The sequence below is a fragment of the Brevibacterium sp. LAARM2_SD2 genome (assembly GCF_057364785.1).
The window spans coordinates 1-19,863 of record NZ_JBNFOM010000034.1 but is presented as its reverse complement, the minus strand read 5'-3'; the positions used below and the strand labels follow the sequence as shown (position 1 = coordinate 19,863).

General features: G+C 69.6%; 15 protein-coding genes and 1 pseudogene. 10 read left to right on the top strand and 6 right to left on the bottom strand.

The features are described 5' to 3' along the window. Nucleotides 1-107: 107 nt before the first annotated feature. The 3 genes from AC2W7K_RS16685 to AC2W7K_RS16675 all read left to right on the top strand — a co-directional run bounded on the left by AC2W7K_RS16685 (nucleotide 108) and on the right by AC2W7K_RS16675 (nucleotide 1,922). The gene (locus AC2W7K_RS16685; RefSeq protein WP_376911307.1) at nucleotides 108-692 is read left to right on the top strand and encodes a CbiQ family ECF transporter T component; all 585 of its coding nucleotides are present in this window, start codon (nucleotides 108-110) and stop codon (nucleotides 690-692) included. A 133-nt stretch (nucleotides 693-825) separates the two neighbouring features. After that, on the top strand, nucleotides 826-1,380 hold the full coding sequence (locus tag AC2W7K_RS16680; protein WP_376911306.1) for a cysteine hydrolase family protein: 555 nt from the start codon (nucleotides 826-828) through the stop codon (nucleotides 1,378-1,380). Between the two features lie 200 nt (nucleotides 1,381-1,580). After that, nucleotides 1,581-1,922: a hypothetical protein gene (locus tag AC2W7K_RS16675; protein ID WP_376911305.1), complete on the top strand. Its 342-nt coding sequence runs from the start codon at nucleotides 1,581-1,583 to the stop codon at nucleotides 1,920-1,922. A gap of 60 nt (nucleotides 1,923-1,982) precedes the next feature. On the opposite strand, the gene AC2W7K_RS16670 is transcribed toward AC2W7K_RS16675, so the two are convergent. Further along, a complete protein-coding gene (locus AC2W7K_RS16670) occupies nucleotides 1,983-3,164 on the bottom strand; it encodes a glycosyltransferase family 4 protein (RefSeq protein WP_486006429.1) in 1,182 nt (393 codons plus the stop codon). 191 nt (nucleotides 3,165-3,355) lie between these two features. Here AC2W7K_RS16670 and AC2W7K_RS16665 point away from each other — a divergent pair, with 191 nt between their 5' ends. From AC2W7K_RS16665 to AC2W7K_RS16650, 4 genes are all read left to right on the top strand, one after another. Next, a complete protein-coding gene (locus AC2W7K_RS16665; protein WP_486006428.1) occupies nucleotides 3,356-4,054 on the top strand; it encodes a LemA family protein in 699 nt (232 codons plus the stop codon). Further along, nucleotides 4,051-4,962, top strand: coding sequence for a tRNA pseudouridine(38-40) synthase TruA (truA, locus tag AC2W7K_RS16660; RefSeq protein WP_486006427.1), 912 nt, complete (start codon nucleotides 4,051-4,053; stop codon nucleotides 4,960-4,962). Before AC2W7K_RS16665 ends, truA begins: the two co-directional genes overlap by 4 nt. A gap of 124 nt (nucleotides 4,963-5,086) precedes the next feature. Continuing rightward, nucleotides 5,087-5,680 carry a DUF1269 domain-containing protein gene (locus AC2W7K_RS16655; protein ID WP_486006426.1) on the top strand — a complete coding sequence of 198 codons (594 nt, stop codon included), beginning with the start codon at nucleotides 5,087-5,089 and terminating at the stop codon, nucleotides 5,678-5,680. Between the two features lie 365 nt (nucleotides 5,681-6,045). After that, the gene (locus AC2W7K_RS16650; RefSeq protein WP_486006425.1) at nucleotides 6,046-8,667 is read left to right on the top strand and encodes a 5'-nucleotidase C-terminal domain-containing protein; all 2,622 of its coding nucleotides are present in this window, start codon (nucleotides 6,046-6,048) and stop codon (nucleotides 8,665-8,667) included. A 305-nt stretch (nucleotides 8,668-8,972) separates the two neighbouring features. On the opposite strand, the gene AC2W7K_RS16645 is transcribed toward AC2W7K_RS16650, so the two are convergent. Together AC2W7K_RS16645 and AC2W7K_RS16640 are read right to left on the bottom strand one after the other, a co-directional pair. After that, nucleotides 8,973-11,057 (bottom strand): hypothetical protein, encoded by a 2,085-nt coding sequence (locus AC2W7K_RS16645; protein ID WP_486006424.1) that lies wholly within the window; start codon nucleotides 11,055-11,057, stop codon nucleotides 8,973-8,975. A 310-nt stretch (nucleotides 11,058-11,367) separates the two neighbouring features. Next, on the bottom strand, nucleotides 11,368-13,629 hold the full coding sequence (locus tag AC2W7K_RS16640; protein ID WP_486006423.1) for an alkaline phosphatase family protein: 2,262 nt from the start codon (nucleotides 13,627-13,629) through the stop codon (nucleotides 11,368-11,370). Between the two features lie 587 nt (nucleotides 13,630-14,216). Here AC2W7K_RS16640 and rplM point away from each other — a divergent pair. From rplM to glmM, 3 genes and pseudogenes are all read left to right on the top strand, one after another. Then, a complete protein-coding gene (rplM, locus tag AC2W7K_RS16635) occupies nucleotides 14,217-14,660 on the top strand; it encodes a 50S ribosomal protein L13 (RefSeq protein ID WP_137825630.1) in 444 nt (147 codons plus the stop codon). A 34-nt stretch (nucleotides 14,661-14,694) separates the two neighbouring features. Next, nucleotides 14,695-15,198 (top strand): 30S ribosomal protein S9, encoded by a 504-nt coding sequence (rpsI, locus tag AC2W7K_RS16630; RefSeq protein ID WP_009376128.1) that lies wholly within the window; start codon nucleotides 14,695-14,697, stop codon nucleotides 15,196-15,198. Between the two features lie 180 nt (nucleotides 15,199-15,378). Continuing rightward, a pseudogene (glmM, locus tag AC2W7K_RS16625) lies at nucleotides 15,379-16,730 on the top strand (phosphoglucosamine mutase). 128 nt (nucleotides 16,731-16,858) lie between these two features. Here the strand turns inward: glmM and AC2W7K_RS16620 are convergent. The 3 genes from AC2W7K_RS16620 to AC2W7K_RS16610 all read right to left on the bottom strand — a co-directional run bounded on the left by AC2W7K_RS16620 (nucleotide 16,859) and on the right by AC2W7K_RS16610 (nucleotide 19,418). After that, nucleotides 16,859-17,293, bottom strand: a complete 435-nt coding sequence (locus AC2W7K_RS16620) for a PhnE/PtxC family ABC transporter permease (protein ID WP_486006422.1) — start codon at nucleotides 17,291-17,293, stop codon at nucleotides 16,859-16,861. A 422-nt stretch (nucleotides 17,294-17,715) separates the two neighbouring features. Further along, the gene (locus AC2W7K_RS16615) at nucleotides 17,716-18,510 is read right to left on the bottom strand and encodes a phosphonate ABC transporter ATP-binding protein (protein WP_137825626.1); all 795 of its coding nucleotides are present in this window, start codon (nucleotides 18,508-18,510) and stop codon (nucleotides 17,716-17,718) included. A 2-nt stretch (nucleotides 18,511-18,512) separates the two neighbouring features. Beyond that, nucleotides 18,513-19,418, bottom strand: a complete 906-nt coding sequence (locus AC2W7K_RS16610; protein ID WP_137825625.1) for a phosphate/phosphite/phosphonate ABC transporter substrate-binding protein — start codon at nucleotides 19,416-19,418, stop codon at nucleotides 18,513-18,515. Nucleotides 19,419-19,863 lie beyond the last annotated feature (445 nt).

The window sequence follows — 19,863 nt, the reverse complement described above, 5'->3', positions numbered from 1 at the left end:
GGCAGACCCGTCCTGGGCAGGCCCCGACTGGCCGTGAACGGGCCGACCGAGTCCGGGCCGGCCGCACCCGGGCCGGGGTCCGGCGCCGCCCTCAGCTCTTCGGAACGGTGAGCCGACAGCGGGGCTGGCTGCACGGGGTGCCGACGGGGTGGAAGCTCGCAGCGATCGCCGTCATCGGTCTCGTCGCGCTGATCTTCCGCGACCCGATCATCAACTGGTCGATCTTCGCCGTCCTCGTCCTCGTCGGCTTCAGCGCCCGCCTGCCCCTCCGGCGATTCGCCCTGACCTGGGCGTATGCGGCGGTTCTCGTCATCATCGTCATGGTCCTCCAGTTCTTCTTCGGGACCCTGCAGGCCGGTCTGGCCGTGGCCGGAACCGTCTTCGCCTGCGTCCAGGCGGCGCTGCTGCTCACCCTGACGACGACCGTCGGCCAGCTCCTCGACGCGTTCGCGGCGATCGTCTCCCCGCTGCGCCGCCTCGGCGTCGACACCGAGGTCATCGCCCTGACCGCCGGACTCATGGTCCGCGCCATCTCGCACATCTCGGGGCTGCTGACCGATGCCGATCGGGCCGCCCGCGCCCGCGGACTCGAGACGAGCCTCAAGGCCCGGGTCGTGCCCGCGATCCTCCGGTCGGTGAAGTACGCGCAGGACACGGGGCGCGCCCTCGACGCCCGCGGCATCGTCGACTGATCGCGCACGGAGACACCACCCCGCCCGCCCCGCGCGTCCTCTCACCAGCGGAGACGCCCACCCCGCTGACGCGTCCTGCGGAGTACCGTCGGAGACAGCGGGGCGAGTGACCCCGCGCAGAGGGGAGATGCACATGAGCGACCACACCGGCACCGTCCTGCTGGCCATGGACTTCCAGAACGGCATCGCCGGGCCCTTCGCCGAGGCCGAGGTCGTCGCCCGCGCCAAGGACGCGATCGCCCACGCCAGACAGGTCGGGATTCCCGTCGTCTGGGTGCACGTGGCGCTGCGACCCGGTTATCCGGAGCTGCCCGAGACCTCGCCGTTCATGCGCATCGCCTCCCACGGCGACCTGTCCGAGGAGAGCGCGGCGACGCAGATCCTCGATGTCATGGGGCGCCGGGACGATGAGCTGCTCGTGACGAAGCGCCGCGTCGGGGCATTCAGCGGCAGCGACCTCGCCGAGGTGCTCCGGGGACTGGGAGCCACCGAACTCGTCCTCTCCGGGATCGCCACTCGCGGTGTCGTCCTCGCCACGATGCGGCAGGCCGCCGACCTCGACTATCCCGTGACGATCCTCGCCGACGCCTGCGCCGACCGCGACGAGGAGGTCCACCGGGTCCTCATCGAGAAGGTGCTGCCCTGGCAGGCCGATGTCGTCACCGTCGACGAGTGGATCGGGAAGTAACGCCCCAGCCATCGAGACGGACACTTCGCGTCGAGACCGGCACTGACAACTGTCGGTCTCGACGCGAAGTGTCCGTCTCGATTTCAGGGAGACCCAAGCTGCGGCCCATGACCTGCGGGTTGAGCCGCCGCGAGCACGCGAATCCGTGTGTACGTGGTCCTGTTACGGTGGAAGCGGATCGCAACCGAAGAGAGGATCGCATGCCCCTGGTCATCATCGCCGCTCTGCTCCTCTCCGTCATCAGCGTCGGCCGCAACGGACAGAGCGTGCCCGAGACCGCGAGCGCATTGTCATCCGTCCAGGTCATCGCCGCAATCCTCGCTGGTGCGGGACTGTGGGTGAGCCTGCGGCGGAAGGTTCGAGCAGTCCCGGCCGACCGGTTCGCGCTCCTCGGGGCTCTCGTCTATCTCGTCGTCATGATGACCCTCAGCAGCGGCATCGTCTCGCCGATCGCGATCTACGCCACTGCGCTGCCCCTTTCGTTCTACGTCGCGTGGCTGGTCACCCGTGCGCAGGGCGCGAACGCTGACGGCACGGAGTGAGCCGCAGCCGGGTGCGTTGGCCGGGTGCGCAGCCTGCCACCGGCACTGGCGGCCCTATCGTCAGCGGGTCGAGGTGCCCTCCGCGCCCGCCCAGGCGAGGACGTTGAAGCTGCGGCCCATCACCTGCGGGGTGGGATTCTCGATCGCGCGGGAGTAGTGGCCGACGAGCTGGGAGCACACGCTCTTCCACGAGCGGGACAGCACCTGCTGGCGTCCGGCGACGCCGAAGGCCCGGCGCTTCGCCTCGTCGCCGAGGAGATCGACGACGTGCTGGCGCATCGCGGCGAGGTCCTTCGGCGCGTACAGCCACCCGGTGTGCGAGGAGTCGACGAGATCGAGGGGACCGCCGCGGGCCGGGGCGATGACCGGCACCTCCGAGGCCATGGCCTCCTGGATCGTCTGGCAGAACGTCTCGAGCTCACCGGGAGCGACCATGAGATCGAAGCTCGCGACCGCCTGGGCGAGGGCGTCCCCGCCGAGGAAGCCCGCGAAGTGCGCGTGCGGCAGCAGACGCTCGAGCTTCGACCGCCACGGACCGTCGCCGACGATGACGAGCTTGGCATCGGGCACATCGGCGAGCACGCTGAGGTCCTCGACCTGCTTCTCCGCGGCGAGCCGGCCGACGAAGCCGATGATCCGCTCCCCGTTCGGAGCCACCGAGCGCCGCCACTGCTCGGAGCGGTGGCTGGGGTCGAAGCGGCTCGAGTCGACTCCGCGGGCCCAGTGATCGACCTCGGCGACGCCGAGGCCCTGGAGCTGCGCGATCGTGTACGACGACGGGGCGAGGGTGAGGGAGGCGTGCTGGTGGATGTTGCGCACGTGATTCCACAGCATCGCCTCGATGCCGTGCATCCCGTAGCGCGCGGCGTAGGCGGGCACCTCGGTCTGGTAGATCGCCACGGTCGGCAGGTCGAGGCTCTGCGCGGCAAGCACCCCGCGCCAGCCGAGGACGAAGGGACTGGCGAGATGGACGACGTCGGGGGAGAACTTCTCGAGCAGGCGCCGGATCCGGGTGACGCCGCCGGGAGCGACGCGGATGCGCCGATACTTCGGCAGGGCGATCGAGGGGACGCGCACGATCCTCGCCCCCGACACCTCCTTGGGGCCGTCGCGGCGAGTGCCCGGAGCGATGACGAGGACCTCGTCGCCGCGATCGGACAGATGCTCGAGGACCCGCAGGAGTGAGTGGGTGACCCCGTTCATGTTGGGGAGGAAGGATTCTGCAATGATCGCTACTCTCACAGCACTCAGTCCACGCCGCCAGAGTGAAGACACGGCGACGGACAGGCGACGTGTCGGCGACCACTGTCGGAAATCGGCCCGGCCAGGTGACCGGGGGTCGACGCGTTCGCGACGAGGGTGAACCCTGCGTAAACTTGAACCGCCGAGGCGGTGGCCGGCACCTCGGCCGACTGCACGCGAGAGGAGCCCGGGTGTTCTGGACCATCGTCACCGCCGGTGCGGTCTCGGTTCTCGTCGTCGCCGCGGTCATGCTCATCATCCTCCGCTTCAACCAGCTCTCGATGGCCCGCTCCCTCTGCGACGAGGCGAAACGTCAGCTCGTCGTCGAACTCCGCGCCCGTCATGCCCTCGTCCCCGCCTATCTCGGGACCCTCCAGCAGGTGACGACGCGCGATCTCGCCCCGCTCGAACTCGCGCTCGCCTCCGCCGAACGCGCGCCGTTCGGCCCCCGCGGCGCGGCCGCGGAGAACGCCCTGACGGCTGAGATCAACGATGCCGCCGCCCTCCCGGGACGCCGCACCGAGGCGACCGGCGGACCCGACGCCTCAACGGGGATGCGCGACGAACTCGACATGACCGTCCAGCTGCTCCACGGTCAGCTCAGCGTCCTGTCCGAGCGCATCATCGCCGTCTCCCGGCTCTACAACGCCAACGTCGACCGCTACCACCACCAGCGCCGCCGCACGCTCTCGCGCCTCTTCGGCCGGGTCTTCACCCCGCGGGAGCACTTCACCGAGGCGCTCGCGGACTCCGCCGCGCCCCGCGGACCGGGGACGACAATGCCCCGCGCAACGGACAGGACCGTGACCCGCAGACCGGGGACGACCGCCTCGGCGCGCGATGCGGACAGCGCCGACCAGGGACCAGAACGGGGAGTGGTCGAGGCGTGACCCGCTTCCGCCTCGACCTCGGCTACCGGGGCACCGACTTCCACGGCTGGGCGAAGCAGCCGGGCCTGCGCACCGTGCAGGGCAGCCTTGAGGACGGGCTCGCCCGGGTCACCGGCACCGAGGTGGCCACCGTCGTCGCCGGCCGCACCGACGCCGGCGTCCACGCCCGGCGTCAGGTCGTCCACATCGACGTCGACGAGGCCGGCCTGGCCAAGCTCATCGGACGGTCGGGGCGCTCACCGGAGCAGGCCCTGCTCTCCCGCCTGCGCGGGGTGCTCACCGTCGACGGTTCCGACGACCTCGTCATCCACGCCGTGACCGAGGTGCCCGCCGACTTCGACGCCCGCTTCTCCGCACTGTGGCGCTCCTACCAGTACCGTCTCGCCGACCACCGGTCGTTCCTCGACCCGCTGCTCACCGCGATGACGCCCCGGCACAAGGGCGAGCTCGACGCCGAGGCGATGGCCGAGGCCGCGCACGAGGCGCGCGGACTCCACGACTTCCTCCCCTTCTGCAAGCCCCGGGACGGAGCGACGACGATCCGCACCCTCCACGACCTCGATGTCGCCCGCGACCAGGACGCCGTCATCACGATCAACCTCCGCGCCGACGCGTTCTGCCATCACATGGTCCGCGCGCTCGTCGGCGGGCTCATCCGCGTCGGGTCGGGGGCGTGGCCGGTGACCCGGCCCGCGGAGCTCCTCGCCGAGGCGGACGCCGGGATCACCGCGACCGGGCCGATGCACGTCACCCCGGCCCACGGTCTCGTCCTCACCGGGGTCGGCTACCCGGATCCGTCCGACTACGCGCCGGGCCGCGCAGACGATGGCCCGCCGCGACCTCGGCTGAGCAGGGACCGGGTCGGTCGAGCGAGTCTGACCGCCCCCTGGGAAAACAATCCGTCTTGATGACCCGTCATTGACCCTCCACTACAGGGATGGTGGAGTTCTCAGTACCCCACCGACCCCGATGGGGCGTTCCATCCCCACCCTCGCGGCTGACCGAGCCGCGTGGAGAAAGCAGGTGCGTGTCATGTCAGAAACCAACATCATTCTCCTCACCTGGGACAACTCAGGATCCGCCTACGAGGCCTTCAGCAAGTTCCGCGACCTCGACTCCGAAGCGCTCTCGATCGTCGCCTCGGCGGTCGTCGAACGCAATGACAAGGGCCAGCTGCGGGTCACCGACGGTCAGGACAACGACCTCGGCCTCTCGACGCTCGGCGGGGGCGGCATCGGCGCGCTCATCGGCGTCCTCGGCGGACCGCTCGGGATGCTCCTCGGCTTCGCCGCCGGTGCGCTCATCGGCTCGACGGTCGACGCGGAGCGCTCCTTCGACGCCGAGGACGCGCTCTCCGTGTTCAGTGCGGCTCTGCCGGCGGGGAAGACCGGTGTGATCGCCGAGGTCGTCGAGTCCGATCCCACCGTCCTCGACGACTTCGCGAAGTCGACCGGTGCGACCCTGCTGCGCCGTCCCGAGGACGACGTGCTCGCCGAGGTTGCCGCGGCCGAAGACGCCGCCAACGCCGCCGCCGAAGCCGCGCGTCAGAAGGTCAAGGAGGAGAAGAAGGCCGAACGCAAGGAGAAGCGCCAGGAGCGCATCGACAAGATCAAGGCGAAGCTCTGAGTCCGGCTTGCACTGAGCCCGACTCGGACTGAGCAGAACTCATGGTGAGTCCGGCTCGGACTGAGCCCGGCTCGGACCGAACCCGGCTCGGACTGAGCGGAGACGGCGGCGCACGGCCCGGACGACGGGTCGTGCGCCGCTCGTCGTATCCAGGGCGGCGGCCCGACTGCGCAATTTCCGACTGCTGTCCTTGTCGTCATCGCTCGCGATTTTGAGAGGAATCCTCTTCCCAGGTGTGAGAATCCTGTGTAGATTCACGTACACGTCACTCATCGTTCGCTTCGCTGCGACACGATGATCACGCTCGTTCCTCTTCTCGTCCCGCCGCCCAGCGGCGGACACCACGACCACAAGGATGCGAATCTATGTCGAAGCTTCTTCCCAAGGTGCTCGCCGCCGGCGCCGCCGTCTCGCTGCTGACGCTGCCGGGGACCGCGCCGGTCGCCGCGGCCGGACTCGGAGAGTCATCATCGACCTCGACCCAGGAGCCCGCCGACGACAGCGCGCCGGCAGAGACCGGTGCACCGGATCCCGGCGAAGCCTCGGCCGCCCCGACGACCGCGCCGACCGCCGACCCCAATGCCGCTCCGGCCGGCACGAAGGTCCAGCTCATGGGGATCACGGACTTCCACGGTCGGATCTCCGAAGCCGGAGCCCAGGTCGCCTCGGTGGTCGAAGAGGAGCGCGCGAAGTTCGCGGCCGAGGACAACGCCGCCGGCACCGCCTTCATCGCCGCCGGTGACAGCATCGGGGCCTCGACCTACGTGTCGTCCTCGCAGGAGGACTCCCCGACGATCGACGTCCTCAACGCGATCGGACTCCAGGGCTCGGCCACGGGCAACCACGAATACGACAGGGGCATCGACGACCTCACCGGCCGCGTCGCCTCGGAGGCCGACTTCCCCTACCTCGCCGCGAACGTCTACGACAAGGGCACGACCGATGTCGTCGACGGTCTTGAGGACTACACGACGATCGACGTCGGCGGCGTGAAGATCGCCGTCATCGGCGTCGTCACCCAGGACACCACCTCGCTCGTCTCCCCGGCGGGCATCGCCGATGTCGACTTCGGCGACCCGACCGACGCCGTCAACCGCGTCGCCGGTGAGCTCGAGGCCCTGCCGGAGGATCAGCAGCCGGACATGACGGTCGTCGAGGCCCACCTCGGCGCTTCTGCCACCGACAGCCTCGAGGCCGCGGAGGCCTCGAACGCGGAGTTCAAGAAGCTCGTCACCGAGGCCGATGCCTCCGTCGATGCCCTGCTCACGGGCCATACGCACCTCGCATCGAACTTCAACGCCCCCGTCCCCGGTGACCCCGAGCGCACGCGGCCGGTTCTCCAGGCCGGGAACTACGGCTCCTACGTCGGGCAGATCAAGCTCGAATCCGACGGTGCGGGCAATTGGACGACGTCGAGTTCAGATCTGCTGTCGACCGAGGACAAGGACTACGCCTCGCCGGTCGTCGACGAGGTCAAGCAGATCGTCGCTGACGCCGAGGAGCAGGCGAAGGGCCCGGGCTCCGTCGTCGAGGGCACGATCACCGAGGACATCACGCGCGCGTTCACCGAGGACGGTGCGGAGGACCGCGGGGCGGAGTCGACGCTCGGCAACCTCGTCGCCGACTCACTCAAGGACGGGGTCGAGGACTCCCAGCTCGCGCCCGCGGACTTCGGCATCACGAACCCCGGCGGACTGCGCACGGACCTCAAGTGCGACGACATCTACAACAACGAGAAGCCGTGCGAGGTCACGGCCGCCGAACTCAACGCGGTGCTGCCGTTCGCCAACGACCACGGCGTCGTGACGATGAAGGGCTCTGACGTCATCGGTCTCTTCGAGGAGCAGTGGCAGCCCGACGGCGCCTCGCGTCCCTTCCTCCACCTCGGCATCTCCAAGGAGCTCGACGTCGTCTACGATTCGACCGCGGCCCGCGGCGAGCGTGTGAAGTCGGTCAAGGTCAACGGTGAGGAGATCGATCCGAACCGGGACTACCGCGTCGCGACCCTGAGCTTCCTCGCCGCCGGCGGTGACAACTTCTCCTCCTTTGCGAAGGGGTCGTTCGAGCTCTCCGGCCTCACGGACTTCGAGACGTGGACGAACTACTTCCAGAAGAACTCGCCGGTGGCTCCCGACAAGTCCGAACGGCAGGCCGACGCGGCCACGGACGTCATCAGCACCGGTGACCTCACCGCGGAGCTGACCGCCCCGGCCGACGGCATCGCTCCCGGAGCCAGCGGCGACTTCGTCCTCAAGACGGATTCCCAGGGTGAAGTGCCCGGACCCATCGACGTCACCGTCGACGTGCCCGAGGGCTACAGCGTCGAGGCGGGGACCGCGCAGGCAGCGACGGCCACGACCTCTGAGGCCGGGACGCCTGCCGCCGAGGCGGGGGCTCAGGCCGCTGCCGCGACGATCACGCTCGATGGGATCCCGGCGGGGACGAGCGAGGTTCCGATCACCGTCACCGCACCCGAGGACGCCTCCGGTGAGGTCACCGTGACGACCACTCTCCAGGCCGGCGACGCCGACTGGTGGGACAACAATCCGATGCCGCTGCCGCACCCGTTCGAAGCGACGGCGCAGATCGTCGGCGGGTCCGGTTCCGACGCCGGAGCCGACGCCGACGGCGGCAGTGCTGATGCCGACGGCGGCAGCGCTGATGGCTCGGATCAGGGCGGCTCGGACGCCTCGTCGAACGGCGGCAGCGCCGACGGTTCTGACCAGGGCTCCTCTGATGCGAACGACTCCGCCGACGGTGCGAACGCCTCGGCGAACGGTGCGAACGCCTCGTCGAACGGCGGGGGAGCGGGCTCGGGGGCCGGTTCGGACACGGCGTCGAACGCGTCGGGCTCGAAGGACGGCGGCGACCTGCCGCGCACCGGTTTCGAGGCCCTCAACCTCGTCGCCACGGCACTCGCGCTCATCGTCGCCGGCGGCGCCGCCATCGCCGTGGTGCGGCGCCGGAAGGCGAACATCAGCATCTGAGAGTGAGAGCACTCAGCGCGTGACATGGGTGCTCAGTCGAGGGGCCGGGGAGTGATCTCCCCGGCCCCTCGCTGCACTCCCGACTGCGTTCCTGGTTCTCACCGTCGCTGACGTCGGGCGTCGCCGACGTCGGGAACGTCTGGGCGTCGCTGGTGTCGGGAACGTCCGGACGCGCGCAGCCCGCAGGTGCCGGGATACTGTCGCCGGCGTCGGCATCGTCAACACGCGCGTAGCCCACAAGTGCCGGGAAACTGTCGCAGGTGTCGGGGCGTCGCTGCTGTCAGCGCTTCGCGTTCGCGGTGGGGTCAGTCGGACGACTGACGATCGCCGGTGGTCCCCGCGTCCTTCCGACCGGCCGGCGCCTCGGAGCCGACCGACGCATGACGGTCCGCCCCCGACCTCGCACGAGCGTCACCCGACGCGTCCGTGCCACCGGAAGCCCCGTCAGTGCCACCGGATGCCCGGTCAGTGCCACCGGATGCTCGGTCAGCGTTATCGTAGGCCCGGTCAGTGCCATCGGGGGCACGGTCAGTGCCACCGGCAGCCCGGCCGCGACCCCATGCCCCGCCGGAACCCGGCGTTGCGCGCCCGGGGCCCGCGGTCGCCTCGGCGCGGGGGTGCGTCTCGAGATGGGCGAGGACGGGGACGAGGAAGAGGATGCCGACGGCGGGGACGACGATTCCGGAGTCGTTGATGAAGGTGCCGACGCCGAGGAGGATGGCGAGGCTGATCATCGCCGCGCGCAGCAGCGGGAAGCGCGCATAGAGGTCGGTGAGCCCGTGCATCGAGAAGCGCGCGGGGGTGAGCGCGACCCAGAACACGGCGATGATGATGAGCGGCAGGATGACCGTCATCCACGACTGCGTGAGGATGTCGATGTTCATGTCGATCTTGCGCGCGAGCACCCCGAGCGCCTCACCGTTGATGAGCGAGTCGAAGAAGCGGCCGAAGTGCGTGCGCTGGGCAGCCGGACGCAGCCAGTCGAGGAAGAGGACGAGGAGCATGACGAAGCCGGCGATGCCGACGGTGAGGCCGAGGCGTTTGACGGAGAAGCGGATGCCCGCCGAGGCGAGGGCGAGGTAGGCGACGCCGATGATGAGCGTGGGCACGGACCCGAACTTCGTGCCGAGTCCCGGAGCGGCGAGCAGCACACAGGAGAGGAGGACGGGCACGAGGACGATCGCCAGACGCGTCAGCGGTCGTCTCGCGAGGGAGGCGAAGCCGGCGACGGCGAGCAGCAGGGCACAGCAGTAGAGCGCGAGCGCGGAGTTGCCGATCCCGTAGAACCGGGAGGCGATGAGGAGAGGCTCGCCGAGGAGGGTCGACATCTGCAGCTGCGAGCCGGTGATGACGTCGTAGGCGAGCACGCCCACCGTGACGACGGAGACGAAGAGGACCGGTCCCAGCTGCGATCGGCGCCAGGGTCCGAGGAGGGCGAGTGCTCCGAGGACGACGGACCACCCGACGAGCGCGCCGAGCATCGCGATGTCCGGGTTCGTCGCCCGCTCCCACGGCAGGACGTTGACGAGGTACGTCGACACAGGCATCGCCGCGAAGACGACGCCGAGGCGGTACGCCGTGGAGTGGACGAGTTCGCGGTGGCGGCGGCGGAGGAACCATGCGAGGGCGAGCAGACCTGCCATGAGCGAGGCGACGACGGGGAAGAACCACGTCGAGATCTCGTTCTGCGTCGTCACCGCGACCTGCCGGTCGAGCACCGACTGGAAGCGCGACTCCCACGACCCGCCGGGGTTGGACGTCATCGGCGCCCCCGCGACGTTGCCCATCGTCTCCCCGCCGCTGAGCCGGACGAGGGTGGGCGCGATGTCGGGCACCTGGATGAGCCCCGGCTGTCGAGTCGATGAGGAGGTGAGGAGACCCGGCTCGGCCCCGGGCTCGAGCATCATCGTCGCCTGCATCGAGGACCCGTCGTGGGTGCCGTCGGCGATCGAGGCGAAGATGATCGGCGAGGTGCCCTCACCGATCCCGGCCGTCGGGTCGGCGCCGAGCCAGCCGGTCGCGGTGAGGATCGCTCCGACCCGGCGGTCGAGGTCCTTGAGCGAGTAGCCGTCGGCCTCCGAATTGCCGAGGTCGACGATGGCGAGCTCGCCGGATTCCGACGCCGAGGCGGCTCGGAGGCCGATGTCATCGGCGATCGGCTCCCACTGGTCGATTCGACCGCTCGGATCGGCTGCGGCGATCGCGGCTCCCGGACCGTAGGCGGAGATCGCCGGGACGGCATCGGCGAGACCGCCGAGGGCGGCGTCGTAGTTGTCCCCGCGCGCGACCTGCTGATAGACGTCCCAGTCGGCGACCCAGCCGTCGAGCGGCGGTTGGGGCTTGCGGCACTGCTGCCGCGGCTCGTCGGCGGCACGGCGGCCCGATCCCACGGCGAGCCACCGTCGACGGGGCAGCTGACGGAGCGGACGCTGCGCGGGGTCATCGTCCCGATCTGGGAGGACTGCATCATCGCCCAGAGGTTCGGAGTCGTCTGCGGGTCGAGGTCTTCGAACGTGAATCCCGAGGTGCCGATGAGGATCGGGGCGTTCTCCGCGGGACGGGGGCCGTCGGCGGACTGTCCGGTGCCGGTAGCCTGCCCGGTGCCGACAGCCTGTCCGGCCTGCGGCAGGCCGGTGATGAGGACGAGGGCGGCCAGCGTCCCGAGGAGGACGCGCAGCAGCCACGGTCGCACAGCAGCGTTCATCGGCCCGATTCCCCGGAAGCGTCGGCGGCGGACGTGAGGAGGGCTGCGGCACCGCGTTTCGCGTCAGTGCCGTGTGGGACGGTGAGGTCATCGGCGCAGAGGGCGAGGAGGTAGGGCAGGAGGACCATGGCGCCGGTGGAGGGCACGGCGATGCCGGAGTCCGTGAGCACGAGACCGACGGTGAGTCCGGTGACGGCGGCGAGGAAGCCGAAGTGGACGTCCTCGTCGGCGAAGACCTCGGGCAGGCGTCCCCGCCAGTGGTCGAGGAATCGCGCAGTCCGGGTCGGCCCCTGGAACCGAGGGAAGTGGAGGAGGTAGCGGAGGAAGACGAGGATCGCGATGACCGCGAGAGGGGTGACGATCGACAGCGCCGGATTCACCTGAATGATATGGAGGTTCGCGCTCAGCTTGCGGCCGACGACCTGCAGCGCCTCACCGGTGACGAGCTGGTCGAAGAAGTTCCCGAAATGGGAGCGGCTGCCGGCCGGTCGCAGCCAGTCGAGGAACGCGATGCCGATGAGCGCCGCGAGTGAGGCGACGCCGATGAGGCCGAGCCGGAGGACCGAGAGCCGGATGCGGCTGACGAGGGCGAGGAGGACGAGGAGGCCGGCGAGAGTGGCGATCGTGCCGCCGAACTTCGCCCCCCACGACGGATTCCCGGAGACGAACACCGCGAGCAGGCCGATGACGGCGGGGACGATGAGGACGAGCCGCCGGTGGCCTGCGGCACGCAGCCGGGAGACGAGGAGTCCGAGGAAGACGAAGAGGCTCGCGATGAAGATCGCGGCACCCTGATTGCCGAGACCATAGTAGCGGCCGCCGACGATCGGGTTGTAGCCGAGCAGCGAGTTCGCCTGCAGCCGCGACCCGGTCGCCAGGTCGACGGCGATGACGACGACGGTGAGGAGGGAGAGCGCGGCGACGCGTCCCCGCCACGTCCGACCCCACGGCGGGAGCAGGGAGAGGAGGAGCATCGCGGCGGCCCCGAGGGCCACGGAGAGGAAGAGACCGAACTGCGGATGCGGGAACCGCGCCCACGGCAGCAGTCCCGCGAGGAATGCCCCCATGGGAATCGTCGCGAGGACGAAGGCGAACCAGGCCAGTGTGCGGTGGACCCAGGCGCCGCCGGTCTGGGGCGGCGCGGCGACGGCGAGTCCGGTTCCGCCGGCGTCCGGGGCCTCCGCGGTGCGGGCTTCGGTCGTGCGACCGGGGTGACCGGCGCGGTCGCTGCGGCGGGCGCGACTGACACGGCGGACAATGGCGCTGCGGAGGCCGGGCGCCCAGCGGTCGATGAAGATCGTGCTGAGGAGGAGACCGCAGAGGACGACGAGGACGTAGAAGGCGATGTCGAGGAAGAGGGAGAACGTGGAGAGGTTCTCGTAGACGAACTCCGATTTCGTCGCTTCGGTCTCGAGATCGAAGCGACGGTCCTCCGGTGACGCCGACGACGGGGTGACGTCGAGGGAGATCCCGCTCGGGGAATCGATCCCAAGGCGCTCGAGGATGCCCGGGGCGAGGTCGGTGATCTGGAGCAGGCCCTCCGTCCGCGTCGACGCCGAGGAGAGCGTGCCCGGGACGAAGCCGGGTCCCGAGGCGAGGAATGCCCGCAGTCGGGGAGAGCTCGAGCTGTCGCCGAGACCGGCGACGATGACGGTCGGCTCTGTCTCCGACTGGACTCGCAGCTGCTCGAGCCGGTCGCCGAGGCGGCGGTCGGCCTCCTCGACGGAGGCCCGCCGGTCGTAGTCGGTGGGCACGGTGTAGGAGTAGTTGGGGATCGGGTCGAACAGCCACGAACGGGAGCCGATCGATCCGAGGTCGACGAGCGCGAGGCGGCAGTTCGCCGCGATCGCGTCCTCGGTGTAGTCGGCGATCTCTCCGTTCTCATCGGCGACGGCGTACGCCGCCCCCGGGCCTTCGGCGGCGACGCAGGCGTCGAGCCCGGCAGGCGCCCCTGCCTCCCCGACGAGGCGCGCGAGCATTCCGTAGTCGACGGTGTAGCCGGTGCCCTGATTCGGCTCCCTGACGGCGTCGAAGTCGGGAATCGTCGCCGGCACCGTCTCACCGGGGCGGGTGAGGAGACTTTCATCACCCTCAAACCCTCCGGCGACCTCGACCTCGTCGTCGCCGGCCGGTTCGGTGCTCGTCGACGGGGCGATGAGGGCAGGGCAGCGGGCAGGGTTGTCGACGTCGGGTTCGTGAGGGGGACCCGCCTCGGCGCGGGCACCGGATCCGAAGGACAGCCAGCCCGATGCCGGCACGTCGCGGACCCGATCGTGCGGACGTTGAGGTTCGCCGCCGCCCCGGTGCGGAAGATCTCGAAGAGATTCGGAGTCCGCTCCGGATCGATGTCTCCTATGGTCAGGCCCGGTATGCCGAAGACAACCGTCTTGCTCCCAGCGGCCGCGGCGGCGCTGTCGCCGGAGTCGGCCGGCGCTTCGGCGGGGGGCGTCGGAGTCGACTGCGCCCACGCGGGAGATGACGCGGGGGAGACGAAGAGTGCCACGAGCCCGACGATGATCCCCAGCACCAGGAGCCGGTGGGAGGGAAGGCGGCGGGGCAGGACGGATTGAGGCGGCACAGGACAATGGTATCGGGTGCGGCATTTCACCCCCCTGACCCCGACCTGGACGTTTGCTCACCGGGCCGCGGGGCATGTATATTTGATTGTCGTTGTGTGCGCTCGTCGTGCTCCCTTGCATAGCCTCTTGCGTTGCAGGCCCGTAGGTGGGGAAGCACTCGACGAACGGACCCGATTGAAGACAGACAGTGTTCGGACGCATCAGCCTCACGACCCGATGAGTCCGCCCAGGCACTGGCCCCATGAGATACGAAAAGAAGGCTACTTTTGCGTACGTACACCCCCAAGCCCGGCGATGTCGAGCGCCAGTGGCACGTCATCGACGCCACTGATGTTGTGCTCGGTCGTCTTGCCACCCAGGTTGCACGCCTGCTGCGCGGCAAGCACAAGACCACGTTCGCCCCGCACATCGATTCCGGTGACTTCGTCATCATCATCAACGCCGACAAGGTCGCGCTGACCGGCGCGAAGCTCGAGCAGAAGCGCGCTTACCACCACTCGGGCTACCCGGGCGGCCTCAAGAGCGTCAACTACGCCGAGCTGCTGGCGTCGAACCCCGAGCGCGCAGTCGAGAAGGCTGTCGCCGGCATGGTTCCGAAGACTCGCCTCGGACGCGCCCAGATGCGGAAACTCAAGGTCTACGCGGGTGCCGAGCACCCGCACGCCTCGCAGAACCCGCAGCCGTACGAACTCAACCAGGTCGCGCAGTAAGCGCGCTTGAGTCACAGAGATACCGAGGAGAACCGTGGCTGACACCGCCAACGCGACCGAAGTCGAAGAACTGACCGAATACACCTCCGAGACCCCCGCAGACGCCGGCCTGGGCGACCAGACCGCCGGTGGACGCGGACAGTCTCTCACCGCCCCCGGCAACGGAGTGGGCCGCCGCAAGCAGGCGATCGCCCGCGTCCGCCTCATCCCGGGCTCCGGCGAGTGGACGATCAACGGACGCACTCTCGAGGAGTACTTCCCGAACAAGCTGCACCAGCAGCTCGTCAACGAGCCCTTCCGCCTGCTCGACCTCGAAGGCCGCTTCGACGTCGTCGTGCGCATCTCGGGCGGCGGACCCTCCGGACAGGCCGGTGCCGTCCGTCTGGGCATCGCTCGTTCGCTCAACCAGATCGACGCTGAGTCGAATCGCCCCGAACTGAAGAAGGCAGGCTTCCTGCGCCGCGACGCTCGCGTCAAGGAACGCAAGAAGGCCGGTCTCAAGAAGGCCCGCAAGGCTCCGCAGTTCTCGAAGCGCTGATCCGCTCCCACCGTCTGCGCATGGTCTGCCACTGATGCGCAGTCGGCGGCGCACGTGCGGCCCCGAACCCGTTCGGGGCCGCACTTCGTGCATTCACCGCCGAATGGTCACCGCCCGCTCCTCAACGTGCAGATGACCATCGACTAACATCGATACGAACCTTGAGGAAAGGACTTGCCCATGGCCAGACTCTTCGGTACCGACGGAGTGCGCGGACTCGCCAATCGCGACATCACCGCGAAGCTCGCGCTTCAGCTCTCCGTCGCCGCCTCCCGCGTGCTCACCCGCTCCTGGGACGGCGACCGCCGCCCCTTCGCCGTCATCGGACGCGACACCCGCGTCTCGGGAGAGTTCCTCTCCGCGGCCACGAGTGCGGGCATCGCCTCGGCAGGTGTGGACGTCCTCGACGCGGGCATGCTGCCCACCCCGGGCATCGCCAGCGTCGTCAAGGACACCGGAGCGGCCTTCGGCGTCGTCATCTCCGCCTCCCACAACCCCATGCCCGACAACGGCATCAAGTTCTTCGCCGCCGGCGGCACGAAGCTCGACGATGCGTCGAGGATGCGATCCTCGACATCCTCGACCAGGACTGGGAGCGCCCCATCGGCTCCGACGTCGGCCGCATCTCCCGGTACCCGGCCGCCGCCGATGAGTACACCGAGAAGCTCGTCCGCTCGATCGCGCCCGACGGCGTGCGCCCTCTCTCGGGCCTCAAGGTCGTCGCCGACTGTGCTCACGGCGCCGCGTCGATCGTCGGTCCCGCCGCACTGCGTCAGGCCGGGGCCGAGGTCATCGTCTCCGCCGCCGAACCCGACGGCCTCAACATCAACGACGGTGTCGGATCGACCCACCTCGAATCCCTCCAGCGCCTCGTCGTCGAGACCCAGTCCGACCTCGGCGTCGCCTTCGACGGTGACGCCGATCGCTGCCTCGCCGTCGACTCCCTCGGCCGCGTCGTCAACGGCGACCAGCTCATGGGCATCCTCGCGATCGGGCTCAAGGAGCTCGGCGAACTGCGCGGGAACACGCTCGTCACCACGGTGATGTCGAATCTCGGACTGCGCCTGGCGATGGACAAGCACGGCATCAGCACCGTGCAGACGGCCGTCGGCGACCGCTACGTCCTCGAGCGGATGCTCGCCGACGACTTCGCGCTCGGCGGAGAGCAGTCCGGTCACGTCCTCATGCTCGATCACGGCACGACCGGTGACGGCGTGCAGACGGCCCTGCACCTGATGAAGCGGATGGCCGACGCGAAGCGGACCCTGGCCGATCTCGCCGCCGAGATCCCGCAGCTGCCGCAGGCGCTCGTCAACGTCAAGGGCGTCGACAAGCACCGGGTCGACATCCCGGAGGTCGCCGCCGAGGTGGCCGCCGTCGAGACCGAACTCAACGGCACCGGTCGGGTGCTGCTGCGCGCCTCGGGCACCGAACCGCTCATCCGCGTCATGGTCGAAGCCGAGACCGAAGAGGTCTCCCAGGTGCAGGCCGAGCGCCTCGCCGCCGTCGTCAAGGAGCACCTCGCGCTCTGAGCGCACACGCCGAGGGGCCCGGCAGCAGAGAACTGCTGCCGGGCCCCTCGGTCATTCACTCTGGTCAGACGCACCGCCCCGGTGGGCGATCAGCCCTGAAGGGCGACCGCCTCGGCGGGATCATCCCCTCACAGCGCGAGCTTCTTGCGCACGCCGGCGGAGAAGAGGTCGACGGCGATGATGAGCACGAGCACGATGAGGATGTAGGTGAGCATCGAGTCGAACTGGAACGACTTGATCGCCTGGTTGATGAGCAGTCCGATGCCGCCGGCCCCGACGAGGCCGAGGACGAGCGAGGACCGGACATTGACGTCGAACCGGTAGAGGAGCAGCCCGAAGAGCTGGGGGACGACCTGCGGGAACGTCGCGTTCGCGACGATCTGGCCGCGGGAGGCCCCAGCGGTCTTCAGCGCCTCCGACGGCCCCGGATCGATCTCCTCGATCGCCTCCGACCACAGCTTGCCCATGACTCCCGTGTTGTGGAAGATGAGCGCGAGCACGCCGGGGAAGGGCCCGAGGCCGACCGCGGTGACGAAGACGAGCGCGAAGACGATGTCGGGCACGCGCGGAGGAACGACATGATCGAGCGCGCGATCTGGTAGACGAACCGGTTCGGTGACGTCGTGCGCGATCCCAGCACTGCGAGCAGCGCCGAGGTGGGGATCGACAGGGTCGTCCCGAGCAGGCCGATCCACAGGGTGATGCCCGTGGCCTCGATGCCCGGCCACAGCGTGTCCTCCCAGCTGAGGTTCGGCGGGAACGCCTCGGAGAGGAAGTTGATCATCCCCTGACGGCCGTCGACCAGGGTGACGAACGAGAAGTCCGTCTCCCGGATCGCGACGACGTGGAGGAGGACGATGACGACGATCGCCGTCGCCAGCTGCCACCCGCCGAAACGGCGGATGGGCGGCTGCAGCGCCGAGGTCGTGTTCCTCAGCGGCACGGTGCGCAGGGTGGTGCCGCGGGTGTCGGGAATCGTCTTCATCTACTCGTCCTCCGCGATCGGGGCGGTCGTGTACAGGGAGGTGATCGCCTCGGCGGAGATCTCCTCGGCGGTGCCCCGCAGCACGATCTCCCCGGACTGCAGGCCGATGATCGTATCGGCGAACTCCCGGGCGAGATCCGGCTGGTGGAGGACGGCGGCGACGGCGAGGCCCTCGTCGTGTGCGAGATCGCGCAGCAGGGACATCACCGTGCGCGCGGCCTGCGGGTCGAGGGCGGCGACGGGTTCGTCGGCGAGCAGCACCTCGGCGCCCTGGCACAGGGCCCGGGCGACTGCCACGCGCTGCTGCTGACCGCCCGAGAGCGTGCCGGCCCGGTCGGTCGCCCGGTCGGCGAGGCCGACGCGGTCGAGGGCAACCATGGCCTCCCGGCGGATCGCCGCCGGGAAGAGCCACGGATGGAGCGAGGCGACCGTCGACATCCGGCCCAGCGCTCCCGCGCACACGTTGTCGAGCACCGAGCGGCGGGCCACGAGGTGGATCTTCTGGAACACCATGGCCGGGCGGCCGTGGCTGCCGCCGACCTCGATGTCCCCTCTCTGGTACGGGGTGAGACCGGCGACGGCACGCAGCGTCGTCGACTTGCCCGAGCCGTTGGCGCCGAGGAACGCGAGCAGCTCACCGGGGGCGACGCTGAAGCTGACATCGTCGAGCACCCGCTTCGCCCCGAAGGACACAGCGAGGCCGTCCACCCGGAGGAGGGGAGACGACGCGTCGTCGCTTCCCGCTGACCCGGCCGCCTCCTCGGCGGACGCGGGCTTCACGGTCTTCGTCGCCATGCTCACACGTCCTCTTCGGTGAGGTTCATCGTCTCCGCGAGGTCGAACAGCGGCTGGTAGGTCGACTTGTCGACCTCGATGAGCTGACCGGCCGGGGTCACGCCGAGGTAGCCGGCGACCTCTTCGAGGTCCTCGGCGGGCATGTTGAGCAGGGCGTCCTTGACGGCGGCCTTGAACTCAGGATCGGCGTCCTCCCGGACGGTCATCGGGTCGTTCGGGATGGGATCGGACTGCCAGATCTGACGGAAGTCCTCTTCGTTGAACGTGCCTTCCTTGATCGCGGTGCCCATCGTCTGCGAGTTGATCTGCGCGGCGTCGACGGCGCCGTTGGTCAGGGCGAGCAGCGACTCGGGGTGACCGCCGGCGTAGTTGAGGTTGAGATCGGATTCGGCGATGCCGGCCTCGGCGAGCGCGAAGCGCGGCAGTGCGTCGCCCGAGGTCGAGCCGACGCTGCCGAGCGCAAGGTCCTTGCCGCGCAGATCGTCGAGCGTCTCGATGTCGGAGTCCTTGGCGACCCAGATGCCGCCGGTGTAGGAGCTGAGCTCACCGTCGGCGGTGCCGAAGGACACGAGCGGTTCGGCCCCGGCGCGCTCGGAGGCGAAGACGTAGCCGAGCGGACCGAACTGTCCGATGTCGAGCTTGCCGTTCTCCATGGCGAGCACCTCGGCGGAGTAGTCCTCGAGGACCTGGACCTCGACCTCGCAGTCGAGGGCCTCACCGAGGGAGGCGCCGACGGCCTGATAGGCGGGTTCGAGCTTCTGCGGATCCTCGAACGGTTCGATGCCGAAGGTGATCTTGCCGTCAGGGCACGTGGCCGATTCTGCTTCTGCGGCCGAGGTGCAACCGGCGAGGACGACGGGGGCGAGGACGAGAGCGGCGGAGGCAAGGGCGATGTGAGAGCGTTTCATGGCGATCCTTCTGGTGTGTGGTGATTGGTGTCTGGAGGTTGGCGTCTGGTGACGGGGTCGGATGCGGGCAGGACGAAGTGGTGGACAGGACTGTGGTGTGGACAGGACAGGGTTCGGTCAGCACGCGGACGGGACACGGTTGTCGGCACGGCTGAGTGGTCGGCGGTCAGGTCGGGTCTGGTCTGTGGGCACGGGCGGTGAGGACGCGGCGGATTCCGTCGCGCCCGTTGCCGCCTCAGGCGGCGGGGCGGTCGGCGCGGCGGATGCCGGCGAGGGTGCGCTCGGCGAGGCCGAAGGCGATGGTCATCCCGATCCCGGTCGCCACGTCGCGACCGTGGTCCGCTCGTCGACGGTCTCGACGATGAGCGGGCGGGACTCGCTCGAGGCGTAGACCCCCTGCCAGCGCGTGGCGGAGTCGGAGACCCGGTGGGACCGTGGATCGAGG

Excerpts from the sequence above, each read along its gene's own strand:
- AC2W7K_RS16610 (WP_137825625.1), bottom strand. The coding sequence starts at position 19,418 with ATGAAACGCTCTCACATCGCCCTTGCCTCCGCCGCTCTCGTCCTCGCC.
- AC2W7K_RS16615 (WP_137825626.1), bottom strand. The coding sequence starts at position 18,510 with ATGGCGACGAAGACCGTGAAGCCCGCGTCCGCCGAGGAGGCGGCCGGG.
- AC2W7K_RS16675 (WP_376911305.1), top strand. The coding sequence starts at position 1,581 with ATGCCCCTGGTCATCATCGCCGCTCTGCTCCTCTCCGTCATCAGCGTC.
- AC2W7K_RS16650 (WP_486006425.1), top strand. The coding sequence starts at position 6,046 with ATGTCGAAGCTTCTTCCCAAGGTGCTCGCCGCCGGCGCCGCCGTCTCG.
- AC2W7K_RS16655 (WP_486006426.1), top strand. The coding sequence starts at position 5,087 with ATGTCAGAAACCAACATCATTCTCCTCACCTGGGACAACTCAGGATCC.
- AC2W7K_RS16680 (WP_376911306.1), top strand. The coding sequence starts at position 826 with ATGAGCGACCACACCGGCACCGTCCTGCTGGCCATGGACTTCCAGAAC.